We start from the raw sequence: 12,894 nt of genomic DNA on the forward strand, positions 1-12,894 counted from the left end.
GACGTCAGGTGAGGACAGCAAATTAGTGTGCGTCTGAGCACGTGGACAAATTTTTTTTTGCTTTTCCCCTTGAAGCGGGAAAACCCCATCCCCATCTCTCAGGGCACTAGCCGGAAAACCGTGTGCGGACCGGCGTCATCCATAACTGATAATGACTTTCTCAAAGGAGAGCTATCAAAATGAGTATTCGTCCGTTACATGATCGTGTGATCGTCAAACGTAAAGAAGTTGAAACGAAGTCTGCTGGCGGCATCGTTCTGACCGGTTCTGCGGCAGCAAAATCAACTCGTGGCGAAATCATCGCTGTCGGTAAGGGCCGCATCCTGGAAAACGGAACCGTGCAGCCTCTGGACGTTAAAGTTGGTGACATCGTCATTTTCAACGATGGCTACGGCGTAAAATCCGAGAAGATCGACAATGAAGAAGTGTTGATCATGTCCGAGAGCGACATTCTGGCAATTGTTGAAGCGTAATCCGCGAACGACACTGAACATACGAATTTAAGGGAAAGATAAAATGGCAGCTAAAGACGTAAAATTCGGTAACGACGCTCGTGTGAAAATGCTGCGCGGCGTAAACGTACTGGCAGACGCAGTTAAAGTCACCCTGGGCCCGAAAGGCCGTAACGTGGTTCTGGACAAATCCTTCGGGGCGCCGACCATCACTAAAGATGGCGTGTCCGTAGCGCGTGAAATCGAGCTGGAAGACAAGTTCGAAAATATGGGCGCGCAGATGGTAAAAGAAGTTGCCTCTAAAGCGAACGACGCTGCAGGCGACGGTACCACTACCGCAACCGTACTGGCTCAGGCTATCATCGCTGAAGGCCTGAAAGCCGTTGCTGCGGGTATGAATCCGATGGATCTGAAACGTGGTATCGACAAAGCTGTCGTAGCCGCTGTTGAAGAACTGAAAACGCTGTCCGTACCGTGCTCTGATTCTAAAGCCATTGCTCAGGTTGGTACTATCTCCGCTAACTCCGACGAAACCGTAGGTAAATTGATCGCTGAAGCGATGGATAAAGTTGGTAAAGAAGGCGTGATCACCGTAGAAGACGGTACCGGTCTGGAAGACGAACTGGACGTGGTTGAAGGTATGCAGTTTGACCGCGGCTACCTGTCTCCGTACTTCATCAACAAGCCGGAAACCGGTGCTGTTGAGCTGGAAAGCCCGTTCATCCTGCTGGCTGACAAAAAAATCTCCAACATCCGCGAAATGCTGCCGGTTCTGGAAGCCGTAGCGAAAGCTGGCAAACCGCTGGTTATCATCGCTGAAGACGTAGAAGGCGAAGCGCTGGCGACCCTGGTGGTGAACACCATGCGCGGCATCGTTAAAGTGGCTGCGGTTAAAGCTCCGGGCTTCGGCGACCGTCGTAAAGCTATGCTACAGGATATCGCAACCCTGACCAGCGGTACCGTTATCTCTGAAGAGATCGGTATGGAGCTGGAAAAAGCGACTCTGGAAGACCTGGGTCAGGCGAAACGCGTTGTTATCAACAAAGACACCACCACCATCATTGATGGCGTGGGTGAAGAAGCTGCGATTCAGGGCCGCGTTGCTCAGATCCGTAAGCAGATTGAAGAAGCAACTTCTGACTATGACCGTGAAAAACTGCAGGAGCGCGTAGCTAAACTGGCTGGCGGCGTCGCGGTAATCAAAGTTGGCGCAGCGACAGAAGTTGAAATGAAAGAGAAAAAAGCACGCGTTGACGATGCCCTGCACGCAACTCGTGCCGCGGTTGAAGAAGGCGTAGTTGCCGGTGGTGGCGTAGCGCTGGTTCGCGTTGCCGCTAAACTGGCTGGCCTGACTGCTCAGAACGAAGATCAGAACGTCGGTATCAAAGTTGCGCTGCGCGCAATGGAGGCTCCGCTGCGTCAGATCGTATCCAACGCTGGTGAAGAGCCATCTGTTGTTGCTAACAACGTAAAAGCCGGTGAAGGTAACTACGGTTACAACGCAGCAACTGAAGAATACGGCAACATGATCGACTTCGGTATCCTGGACCCAACTAAAGTGACTCGTTCTGCTCTGCAATACGCAGCATCCGTTGCTGGTCTGATGATTACCACCGAGTGCATGGTCACCGACCTGCCGAAAAGCGATGCGCCTGATTTAGGTGCTGCTGGCGGTATGGGTGGCATGGGTGGTATGGGCGGCATGATGTAATCGTGCTCTATACCCCTTAAATAAAGAACCCTCGGGCAGAAATGCTCGGGGGTTTTTCTTTTTGTCGTCTTTTTAGTATAAGGTTGTACATCCGGGCCAGTGCGTCCAGCTCATTGATCGTGGGGAATAACATGCAGGTAAAATATTTAGCAGGGATTGTCGGCGCAGCATTGTTGTTAGCAGGTTGCAGCTCCAGCAACGAATTGACCTCTGGCGGCCAGAACGTACGCTTTGTTGAAGATAAGCCGGGTTCTGAATGCCAGCTGTTAGGGACCGCGACCGGAACGCAGAGCAACTGGCTGTCCGGGCAGAATGGTGATGAAGGCGGCTCTATGCGCGGCGCGGCAAATGCTCTGCGTAACCATGCGGCAGAAATGGGCGGCAACGTGATTTACGGCGTCAGCAGCCCGACGCAGAATCTGCTGTCGAGCTTTGTGCCGACCGATAGCCAAATGAACGGCCAGGTTTATAAGTGCCCGAATTGAGTTAACAGGTGCCTCTCTTGCATAAATTGAGGCACCCGCTTGATCTCTTTTATTGCTTGCTGATTTGCGCCTGAGTTTGCTGGTAGAACGCATGCAAAGGACGTAGGCACTCCTCCAGCGTCATCATTTTTCCTGGCTGAGAAGGAATTATTTGGCTAAAAATCTGGCTGGGCTGGCGCTGGGTATGCACTTCTTTCAGCTTTGGGCTTCTCTCAATTAAGCGCATTACAACGATATTTTCCTGCTCTGATGGATGAGCGGCGTTGGTTTTAATCACTGCGCCGGAGATGATTTTTCGGCCTTCCTCCGTGTCACAACAGTACAACACGCCGAGATAATGGGAAAACAGATTGAGCTTCCATTCATCCTGAAGATACTGCTGATAATCAACGCTGCTGGTATTCTTTAAATCCACCGCGTATAGCATCAGGCCTTCCAGCGAGGAAGTTAAATAATTAATTAGATCGCTATCACCAGTGTGTTTAAGCGACTGCTGAATGCCCACCAGCAGCGCTTCAACTTGCATATCATCAATGCGCAACGTAGCAATTTGTTCATTTTGCAGCACCAGTATGAGCGTTGACCAGGTGTGGCCGGGTTTTAACGTTATCGACATGATACGCTTTTCCGGATTGGGCTGCTGTACTTCCGGAATATCGATCGTCGGTGTATTTTCCATAAGGCGTTCATTAAAGGCCACCAGTTCATTCTTATAACTTTCGCCTTCAGCATTTAAGCGCTGCAGGACGATGGCCATTCTGTGCTGCAGAACTAACAGGAGATCCGCAAGAATCGGCGCCTGAAGATAATAAGACTGACAGAGTTGATTACTCTGTTTGACTTTGAGCATCAAAGCCAAAAATTTGTCCTCATATTTAATAGATGCAGTATTAAAACCAATAAATGTTCCTTGCATACGGATCTCCTTTTCCTGGTGGTTACGCTGGTGCCTGCATATGGAGCTGTGACATATCAATGATGCGATCGGCTGAGGCAATGGTGGATGGTCGATGGGCAACAATGATTCGGGTAATGCTTAAACCAGAGATAGACTGGTTAATGGCCGATTCATTTTTCAGGTCGAGATGGCTGGTGGCTTCATCCATAAACAGAATGCTGGGTTTGCGGTAGAGCGCACGGGCGATTAAGATTCGCTGTTTTTGCCCGCCAGAGATGCCTAAACCAAGCTCACCGACAATGGTTTCGTAACCCATAGGCATTTTCATAATTTCGTCATGAATATTACACCTGCGCGCACATTCGATGATGAAATCCATATCGGCGTTATCTTCAAAACCGCTGATATTATCGATAAGTGAGCCAGAGAAAAGACGGTCCTCCTGAAGAACGCAGGCCGTTCCATGGCGGAAGTTGTTAAGGCCAATTTTTTGAATATCGAGATTATCCGCTATCACGTCGCCGCTGGTGGGGGCTAACAGGCCGCACATGACTTTCAGTAGGGTGGTTTTACCGACCCCGGAAGGGCCCACCAGAGCTATTGACTCACCTGGTTCAACGGTAATATTTAAATTAGAAAAAATAGGCTGTGAGAACGGATCGTACTGATAGCTGAGATTTTTCACTTCCAGCTTAACGCCCGTATTTTCAGCAAAAACGCGTCGCGAAGGCAGCTCTTTTTCTGGCTCGCTGAAGACGATCTCTGAAAGACGCTCATTATGTAACGACAGCATGCGCAGTTGCATGACCAGGTCGATCAAGCTTGATGCTCGCTGCGAGAATTGCCCGCGATAGGCGTTAAAAGCCATAAACATACCGAGGGTCATATTGTTATCAATAACCATAATAGCACCCAGCCAGAGTACGGCGACTTGATCGATAGAGGTAATAAAAGTATTAATACCGCCAAACATCATATCGAAACGAGTCTGTTTGATGCCGGCATTACAGGCATCGATATTGATATTTAACCAGTGCTGCGAACGACGCTCTTTTAAGTTGAGCGCTTTAATGGTTGAAATGCCATACAGCGACTCCATGAAGTGCGAGCTGGAGCGCGCGCCCTTGATAACCTGCTCTTCGGCAACGCGACGATAGAAGCTGTAGGTGGCAAAACGCATGATGGCGTAGCATAACGTAAAGCCTACCACGACCCAGACCAGCCAGCCGCCGTACAGGGTTAACATAACCAGCAGGCCAATCGTCATGATTGAGTCGATAATGCCGGTAACAATGCTATTGGTAAACGTCGAGCGAATGGTATCCAGTGATGAGAAGCGAGACTGAATATCGCCTAAATGGCGCTTCTCAAAAAAGGATAATGGTAGGCTCGTCAGATGATCGAACAGCGTTGTCTTCCACTGAATGTTGGTTAAGGTGTTTAACGTTAATGAGGTCCATGCTCTCAGCATACTGATAAAGGTGCGAAAGAGCGTAAAAAACACCAGGCCAATACATATGACAGAAAGCAGGCTCTGGTCGTGGGCCATGATGACATGGTCGGTTACCAGCTGCGTACCGATAGGTAATAACAAACCGATGGCTTCAACGACAACCGAAAAGGCAAAGATCTTCAGCAGGACGGATTTGAGGCCAACAATGTTGCGCATCAGATCCAGCAGGCGCAGGCGAGACTTTGCCTGCTCCTGCTGGAAGTTTTGATCTGGCCATAGCTCCAGGGCAACGCCGGTAAAGTTATTCGACATCTCCTGGATACCAATAACTCTTTTTCCCAGCGCCGGGTCATGAACGATAAAGCTACTTTTACGTGCTTTAGTCAGTACAACGTAGTGGTTCATACCCCAGTGGATAATGCAGGGGAGCTTTAGCTGCTTTATTTCATCGAGGTCGAGAGAAAGTGCCCGGCTTTTTAGCCCGGCATGTTCCGCCGTTTTACTTAATGACATCAGCGTGACGCCCTGAGAGGGGCTGCCGTAGCGATGGCGGAAGTTAAACAGATCGATATTGAGACCGTAAAAGCCGCATACCATTGCCAGGCAGGCGATGCCGCATTCGGCAGCCTCTGACTGTAAAATAACCGGCGTTTTATGGCGGAATGAAAAATTAAGCTTATCGGTAATGGTTTTAAATAGTTCTTTATTCATCGATCGGGCCACTCACGCTTTGCGTCATCTTATAGAAAGGAGTAAACATCCACATGTAAAGCGGGCGTTCTTCAAGGAAAACTACCGCCTGAGCCTTCAGGCCGTTAGAGAGCGTGAGCGTTTTTCCATTGTAGCTAAAGGTCTTGTCCTTTATTTTTATAATTGCTTTATAGAGCGCTAATTCCTGCTGATTAGTGCCGTTACTTACATTGGTATATTCTGCCATTTCCTGACGTGACGCCGGGACCGAGGAAATAGAAAAAACCTTACCTGGAAATTGGCCAAATTTATCGGCAGGAAAAGCATCATAGCGAATATTAATGGTGTCCCCGGGTTTCACGTAGGGGATGGTGTTATTGGGTAACCAGAGGATGAGATAATACTCAACATTGCCGGTGGGCTTAATCTGAGCAAGGCTGCTGCCGTTTTCCACCATCTGACCTTTGGTAACGGCTAAAGACTCTATTTTTCCGTCGGTAGTGGCTTTAATAATTATATTGCTATTGGCATTTGATTCCACTAGCTGGTTTTTATAGTCATTAATTTGGTTATGCTGGCTCGATATCTGATTGTCAAAATCTGCCGCTTTAGTGACTTTATCACTATTTGTTTGTGTGAGCTGGGACTCGAGTTGCATCTTTTGGCTCACCAGAGACTGGTAAGCACTTTGCTGTTGGAAATATAATGAATGCTGATAGTTATACTGATCTTTAGTAATCATCCCGTCTTTCAGATATTTATCATAGCTGGCTAAGTTATTATGCATCTTTTTTAAGCCTGCCTGAGTGTTTACCAGCATACGATTGGTTTCTGCCAGGGAGTCACGGGTAGTTTTTATTTGTTTATCCAGGGCGCTTAGCGTTTCAGACTTATTATGTGAAAGTTTGCTGATGATATCCTGGGCATTAGCGATTTTCTCATTGATGACTTCAATCTGTGCAGTGCTGACATTGCCATTCACTGTATTGCGTGAAATATCCAGTTCATAGAGTGATTGACCTTTTTTAACTATATCACCCACTTTTACATGCTGGTTAACAACAAAACCCTGCTGGGGAGCGAAAACGTTAACGGAGTGGGGAAGGGTAATAACTTCACCACGTACATCAATACGCTGGGTAAAGGTGCAATATATAAGCGAAAGTACCAGGGCAATAAGGAAAATGAATGCCAGTAAGGTTATAAGCCATGCAGGAATTCCTGCCAACAATAGAGCTTTCCCTTTCCAGTGCGTTTTTTTGTACTCAATCGCTTCCTTGCGATAGATATTTTTTAGCATATTTTACCAATTTTACTCTGCTTCTAGTAAAAAAGGTCTGGATATCCAGACCTTTAATTCAATGAATATAAAGAATATTATCTATTCATGATACTATAATATATTCGATTGTTGAATTTTAAGCCCAAGGAGCAAGGGTGCCGTTATAGAGACCATTCATAGCTGCTTGAGCTTCCTTGCTGGCAAATTCCCAGCCACCCATAGCGCCGTAAACTGCACCACCAATAGCACCAACAGCCAGACCCCAAACCATTCCAACAGCTTGCCCGATAGCACCAATACCAAGTAGACCACCGCCGTCACCACCCTGTGATCCCCCAATAGTCGAACCTATCATCGCATGTGCTGCACCAGAAATTATGGCAGAGGCTACTGCTTCAGCACCGTTACTTACTACACTTGTGATAGCTGAGCTGATAGAAGAGAAGTCCCAAGAATATCCACCGGAGATAGTTTCCATTTCGAATACAGTCAATTGTTTCATTACATATTCCCTTTTATACTAAGATTATTCTACGATAACAATATGTTAATAATAAGTAGGTTAACATATTTTGTTACATTTAGTCTACGAAAGGTCACTAATGCGTTATGTGACATTTCGACGATGATTTTAGTATGCGCTTTTTATTTTTCAATGCCATTTGTCATGATTAAATGATGAATTTTTAGTTGTTCATGTATCAATTTTTATGGATTTATATAATTACTCTCTTAACTATCATTGAAACTCCGAAATAAGTTATATCTCATATGGTCAATATGCCGCCAGCCTGGCTTAGGCTTGACGGTATGACATTTATCTTCATGTAGGTTAAGGTTATTCTTCCTGAAGGACAATCTCTAGGTCTGTTTTGATCTCCCCAGTAGTTCCTGTTGAAACATTTTGGGCGATTTTATAGTAATCAGCCGTTAACGTTATATCTTGACTCTTCGAGCTGGTGAAGGGATAGGCTTCCAGATTGTTAAATTTTATCGCAGAGCTTCCTTTTTTTAAAATTATGCCTACATTTTGAGCACCATCTGATAATGAATTTAGTAATAATCCATCGGTGCTAGTTGATGCTATAGATATAGGGCTAAACCAGTAAATATATTTCTTGTTAACTTCGGAGTCTGGGCAGCTAATATCAAGTGTGATGCTTTTTGCTTTTCCAACGGCACTTCCAACTGACACTGAGTTCAGCTCTGAAATATCAATGTTTGATAGTCTTACTATATTTCCGTTTCGGGGGGAAATTTCACATGTGGTTTCTTTGAATTTTATGTTAGTTAAGTCAATAATGATTCTGAATAATTCAGTTGCATTTGACGAACCAGTACTAGTCTGATTTGGCGGGCCAGCCATAAAGTAAACAGAGGTTTTTATTCCCGTCGTTTTAGTTATGGGGCCTGTTTTAACTAACCAAACCATGACTTGGCCAGATGAGTTAGAGAAATAATGAGTATTGGCTGCTTCTGGCTGATCTATATTTGCTGGTGAAAAATAGTTTGCAGATGGTAACGTAATATCGGAGATCTGAAAGCCAATACCAGGGATACCTGTCTCATATACGACTTTGCCACCAATTTTTGAAATGCTAGATGGACTAACTGTAGGAACGGTTCTAACAACAAAAACGTCACTAGCGCTACATGACGAAAATGTTTTGGGATCAACACCTCCGCGCCTTGCTGACGCTAATATGCTTCCATTAGGTAATGTTGAATCAGCGATTACAGAGCCACTGAAGTTAACGCTAATTGCACCGCCACCAGTTTTACCATACGTGCAGGTAGCTACTGCATGCGAGCTTATGCAGAGTAAGCTAATAATAAAAAAAAGACTTTTCATAGTATTACTATCCCTGTTAACGGCAAACCGCAGTGGCCTGCGCAATGCCTTCGGTTGTCGCAGCTAAGCTATAAGTTGCCTTACACTGCTGGCCGCTTTTAGTTCCCCACCGGGCATAAATTTCACCGTTATCTTTCAGCCCGGACATATAAACCATGCCACCGTCGGATACGATGCTGGCCTGAGCATTTTTATCCGTGGTTAAGGTTACCGTCGCACCATAAGGAACATAGTCACCCGACGTTCTTTTCAATATCAGGAAAGCGCGACGGCCAATATTGCCTTCAAAGTTTGCCCGTACAATTGCGGCACGAGTGGGCACCACTTTCTGCGTGGTATTCGGTAATTCCATATTGTCACTCAGGGTGGTGTTATCTAAAGTCACACTGGTTCGATGGTATGGTGTAACGTATGGGATAATTGCGTAACCACGATAATCTGTTGTAATACTGACATCATTTTCCAGTCGAACATTATCTAACCCCGGGGCTTTAACTAACACCGCTGTTTCAGACATTTCCTGACCCAGAGTAATCCCGTCAGCGTGGAGCAGGACTCCACCGCTCATACCATAGTTAATGAGCTGGCTATGTTTGCTATAGCTGTAACCACCGTTAATGGAACCCATTGAACCACGATAGTTGCTATATACCCCACCGCTGGCATCTTCCCGATTGCTATAACCCTGCTGTACGTTCCAGTCCAGATTATGATTTTCCAGCGCTACACCGCTGAGAGAAACGTACTGGTCGGTAGATCCTGGGCTGCTATTAGTGACGTTATAGGTTGCGTAGGTATTGGGTATCCAGTCACCTAATGGCACTGTGATGTTAAATGAAACGACGTGGTCGTCTTCGACGGTACGATTCGAGCCGCTATCGCCCCAGGAATAGCGACTGTAGCTATAGCCTGCATAATAGTTAAAGCGACGGAACCCACCATTATAGCCAATATTGAATGAGTTGTTACGGCGATTGCTATCCCAGTAGTCTTCAAATATACCGGAGACGGACAGACTTCCGAGCCCTGAACCCAGACTTTGATTTACGGTGATATTGGTTCTGTTTCGTAAAGAACGAGAAGTATAACTACCGTAGCGATTATTATAAGTGTTCATTACATCAGTAAGCGTATTGAACCCAGAGGTGGAGTAGCGGTAGCCTGCGACGGTGATATTCGTACCGGTTTCAAGAATATTTTTACCATAGCGGATACGCCAGGACTGACCCGTCGTTTTATCCATATCTTTCTTTTTCGACCAGGCTTCGGTGACGTCGGCTGAAACTGCACCGATATCACCCAGATTTTGCCCGACACCTAAAGCCAGCGCCTGATAACTCGATGCAGCCTGCAAGCCGGTGTAAAAAGTCGTATTGCTTAATACGCCGTAGCTGATGGTCGCTTGGGTAAATGGTTTTTCGTCAACATCACCATCATAGGGACGATATTTACCGCTGGTGATTTCGTATTCCATCTGGCCTTCTCTGAGCATCAGCGGCAAAGAGGCGTAAGGAACAACGAAGTTTTGTCGGGAGCCATCGGCTTCTTCGACAGTGACATACAGATCACCGTTACCGCCGGTTGAGTAGAGGTCGGTAATTTCAAAGGCGCCAGGTGCAACAAAGGCTTGATAGATCTGGTAGCCGTTCTGTTTGATAACTACGCGGGCGTTAGTTCTGGCAATACCACGCACGATAGGGGCGAAGCCGCGCAGGCTTTCTGGAATCATATCAGTATCAGTAGCAAGCTGAATACCAGTAAACGGCACGCTATCAAAAATACTTGATAGTGAACTGCTTTCCCCCATTACCAGCGTGCTTTTTAGGGGGATAATACTCCGTTGAGCATAAAGATATACTGAATCCCAATCGCTCTGGATACCAGCCGATTTATTCCATGTGCTGAGATTACGTAGACGCCATGGTCCAATGTTTAGGCCAGATTGTAGGTTGAGGTTGTAGTATTCATTATTCGCCTCATAATCCTTCCCTGAGCTGAATTGGTAATTGGTCAGCAGTGCGTTAATTCCATCATCAAATTCTTCAGGCGGGACAAACCCTTGAGCAATAGTTGATAATGCAGCCTGTGGTATGGATATCAGCAGTTGCTGAGTATTGAAGTTAAAATCTGTCGTGAAGTTAGGTATCCCACTGACATCAGCGCACCCGTTAGTATCTTCTTTTAAGTGAGGGAATGCTTCTGAGCGTAAACCATAGCTGGTTAATTTAGCGATACTCAGGCAGGGAACTAGTTTCAGAGCACCAGTAGTCGGATCTTTTTTTTCGACAAATTGAATATCAGTGGTTTCCTGCAGATTGTTGTTTAAAACTACATCAATACGATACTCACCCGGTGCCTGAGCATCTTTCGTTGCGTACAGCGATAAGTCCGGTATTGAGGAAGGGTCGCTTTGACCCACTGATTTAATAAAATCAGGATCAAAAAAATCACGCGCCAGGGCATTGTTACAAAAACCGAGGGCTAACGCAGGAACAAGAACGAAAAATGGGTGGGACACACCAGAAAGAATACCATCCCTTTTTTTTATTAAAATAGACATACTTTTCACCCTGGTCGGTCAAAAAAGAACAAAAAAATTAAATTGATGACGAGTAGGCAGAACCCATGCCTCCGTTGTCAGTTGCGACTTTCCATACTATTTCTGAGCCATTTACACCCGCTGGTAATGTAAATTCTTTGGTTGCGAATGCATCGATATTGTTAATGGAACCACTCACTTCTGTGTTATTAATTTTGATTGACTTAAAATAGATAAAAAATGGTGTCGTGTTTTTTAGCGTGATTTTATTACCACTTCTCCGCCATTCTAATTTCTTTGCTTCTTGGTTAATCGAAAGATCCTGTAAGGATTTTGGGCGATAGATAAGACGCATTCTATGACGCACAGCCAGTTGGATTTTGTTTTTATCCGTATCTGCGTCACTGGTCGGTGGGATTGACATTACGTTGAAATAATAAACAGTTTCCCTATCTTTAGGCGCGTTAGTTATGTTCGCATTAGGAAATATACGCACAGTATTTTTCTGTTTTGCTTCCAGACGAAAAAGAGGAGGGGTTACCATAAAAAAAGACATTTGGCTGCCTTCGCGAGGCTCAACCCATGACTTTATTAAATACGGAATATTATCTTTGTTTTCCAGGTTAGCGTTAATTTCACGCGCCCCCTCTTTATAAAGATGCCGTGTGGAGTCCACAACTACACCGCTATAGGCGGCAAAACTTACTGAAAACGCAAAAACTGCCACTATCTTTAATAATGACTTCAACATAATTCATTCCCTGAATAAAAATAGGGCTTGCCTGAGGCAGGCCCTATTGAGTATTAGTAGGTGATGGTAAAGGTAGCTACACCTTTAACTGCGCCATCGGTAACGCCGGCAGCGGTTTTAACATATGCTGCTTTGTAGCGCAGGTAAGATGGGGTACCCGCAGTATAAGCGACAACTTTAGGTGTTGTGCCTGTGAAGCTCACGCGAGAACCATCGGTGTTAACAACAGTTACTGCTGCGTTGGTTGCTGGGTTTACAGCGGTGTTAGTCAGCACGTTATCCTGGCCGCTGATATAGTCGCCGGTTACGGTCACGTTGAGGTTACCAGTGTAATCGGTTGCGCCTTTCTGGCAATCTTCAATTTTGTATTCAATATCTTTTGCAAGAGACATATACGGCGAGTTTACGGCCTGGCCTTCCAGGGTAGAGGCTTTAACATCATCCAGAGTTAAAGAACCTCCCTGGATCTGCGCTGAAGGAGTAACGTTACAGGACTCACCGGTATCAGTGACGTTGCCCAGAATTGTTAGTTGAGAACTGTTCCCTGCCGCGAAAGCCTGAGCGCTCAGAACTGCGGAAGCAGCGACCATTACAGCTACGATTGTTTTTTTCATTTATTTAATCCATTTATAGATACTAAAGTCCTGAATAGATACTCGGCCCGGTTGTTAATTAATGATATTAGTAATAACTAACACCCCGTATCTATGCCTGAGCTCTATCGTTTTCTTACTCCTGCTGCCGCTATTGCGTATAGCTAGTATACATAAAGCGTACTGTA

General features: G+C 45.7%; 11 protein-coding genes. 3 read left to right on the forward strand and 8 right to left on the reverse strand.

Going from position 1 to position 12,894, the window contains the following annotated elements; all coding sequences use genetic code 11:
* Nucleotides 1–179 precede the first annotated feature (179 nt).
* From IYV58_RS02110 to IYV58_RS02120, 3 genes are all read left to right on the forward strand, one after another.
* Nucleotides 180–473: a co-chaperone GroES gene (locus IYV58_RS02110; protein ID WP_003855929.1), complete on the forward strand. Its 294-nt coding sequence runs from the start codon at nt 180–182 to the stop codon at nt 471–473.
* A gap of 43 nt (nt 474–516) precedes the next feature.
* Complete coding sequence (gene groL, locus IYV58_RS02115; RefSeq protein ID WP_195729389.1) at nt 517–2,163, forward strand: chaperonin GroEL; 1,647 nt, start codon at nt 517–519, stop codon at nt 2,161–2,163.
* A gap of 131 nt (nt 2,164–2,294) precedes the next feature.
* Nucleotides 2,295–2,648, forward strand: coding sequence for a DUF4156 domain-containing protein (locus IYV58_RS02120; RefSeq protein ID WP_004097909.1), 354 nt, complete (start codon nt 2,295–2,297; stop codon nt 2,646–2,648).
* A gap of 49 nt (nt 2,649–2,697) precedes the next feature.
* Here the strand turns inward: IYV58_RS02120 and yjeJ are convergent, their stop codons facing one another.
* From yjeJ to IYV58_RS02160, 8 genes are all read right to left on the reverse strand, one after another.
* Nucleotides 2,698–3,564, reverse strand: coding sequence for a YjeJ family protein (yjeJ, locus tag IYV58_RS02125; protein WP_195729390.1), 867 nt, complete (start codon nt 3,562–3,564; stop codon nt 2,698–2,700).
* 22 nt (nt 3,565–3,586) lie between these two features.
* Complete coding sequence (locus IYV58_RS02130; protein ID WP_004128007.1) at nt 3,587–5,710, reverse strand: peptidase domain-containing ABC transporter; 2,124 nt, start codon at nt 5,708–5,710, stop codon at nt 3,587–3,589.
* On the reverse strand, nt 5,703–6,989 hold the full coding sequence (locus IYV58_RS02135) for an HlyD family secretion protein (RefSeq protein WP_142468494.1): 1,287 nt from the start codon (nt 6,987–6,989) through the stop codon (nt 5,703–5,705). Before IYV58_RS02135 ends, IYV58_RS02130 begins: the two co-directional genes overlap by 8 nt.
* 118 nt (nt 6,990–7,107) lie before the next feature.
* On the reverse strand, nt 7,108–7,473 hold the full coding sequence (locus tag IYV58_RS02140; RefSeq protein ID WP_032742011.1) for a hypothetical protein: 366 nt from the start codon (nt 7,471–7,473) through the stop codon (nt 7,108–7,110).
* 336 nt (nt 7,474–7,809) lie between these two features.
* Nucleotides 7,810–8,823, reverse strand: a complete 1,014-nt coding sequence (locus tag IYV58_RS02145) for a fimbrial protein (RefSeq protein ID WP_075208564.1) — start codon at nt 8,821–8,823, stop codon at nt 7,810–7,812.
* Between the two features lie 16 nt (nt 8,824–8,839).
* On the reverse strand, nt 8,840–11,383 hold the full coding sequence (locus IYV58_RS02150; protein ID WP_154302731.1) for a fimbria/pilus outer membrane usher protein: 2,544 nt from the start codon (nt 11,381–11,383) through the stop codon (nt 8,840–8,842).
* Nucleotides 11,384–11,420: 37 nt separating this feature from the next.
* Nucleotides 11,421–12,113, reverse strand: a complete 693-nt coding sequence (locus IYV58_RS02155) for a fimbrial biogenesis chaperone (protein ID WP_049112912.1) — start codon at nt 12,111–12,113, stop codon at nt 11,421–11,423.
* 53 nt (nt 12,114–12,166) lie between these two features.
* Complete coding sequence (locus IYV58_RS02160) at nt 12,167–12,727, reverse strand: fimbrial protein (RefSeq protein WP_004128016.1); 561 nt, start codon at nt 12,725–12,727, stop codon at nt 12,167–12,169.
* Nucleotides 12,728–12,894: the final 167 nt, after the last annotated feature.

It is taken from the genome of Klebsiella sp. BDA134-6 (assembly GCF_015601345.1).
GTDB lineage: Bacteria > Pseudomonadota > Gammaproteobacteria > Enterobacterales > Enterobacteriaceae > Klebsiella > Klebsiella grimontii.

Coding starts and splice junctions, on each gene's coding strand:
- IYV58_RS02110 (WP_003855929.1), top strand. CDS start 180: ATGAGTATTCGTCCGTTACATGATCGTGTGATCGTCAAACGTAAAGAA.
- groL (WP_195729389.1), top strand. CDS start 517: ATGGCAGCTAAAGACGTAAAATTCGGTAACGACGCTCGTGTGAAAATG.
- IYV58_RS02120 (WP_004097909.1), top strand. CDS start 2,295: ATGCAGGTAAAATATTTAGCAGGGATTGTCGGCGCAGCATTGTTGTTA.
- yjeJ (WP_195729390.1), bottom strand. CDS start 3,564: ATGCAAGGAACATTTATTGGTTTTAATACTGCATCTATTAAATATGAG.
- IYV58_RS02130 (WP_004128007.1), bottom strand. CDS start 5,710: ATGAATAAAGAACTATTTAAAACCATTACCGATAAGCTTAATTTTTCA.
- IYV58_RS02135 (WP_142468494.1), bottom strand. CDS start 6,989: ATGCTAAAAAATATCTATCGCAAGGAAGCGATTGAGTACAAAAAAACG.
- IYV58_RS02140 (WP_032742011.1), bottom strand. CDS start 7,473: ATGAAACAATTGACTGTATTCGAAATGGAAACTATCTCCGGTGGATAT.
- IYV58_RS02145 (WP_075208564.1), bottom strand. CDS start 8,823: ATGAAAAGTCTTTTTTTTATTATTAGCTTACTCTGCATAAGCTCGCAT.
- IYV58_RS02150 (WP_154302731.1), bottom strand. CDS start 11,383: ATGTCTATTTTAATAAAAAAAAGGGATGGTATTCTTTCTGGTGTGTCC.
- IYV58_RS02155 (WP_049112912.1), bottom strand. CDS start 12,113: ATGTTGAAGTCATTATTAAAGATAGTGGCAGTTTTTGCGTTTTCAGTA.
- IYV58_RS02160 (WP_004128016.1), bottom strand. CDS start 12,727: ATGAAAAAAACAATCGTAGCTGTAATGGTCGCTGCTTCCGCAGTTCTG.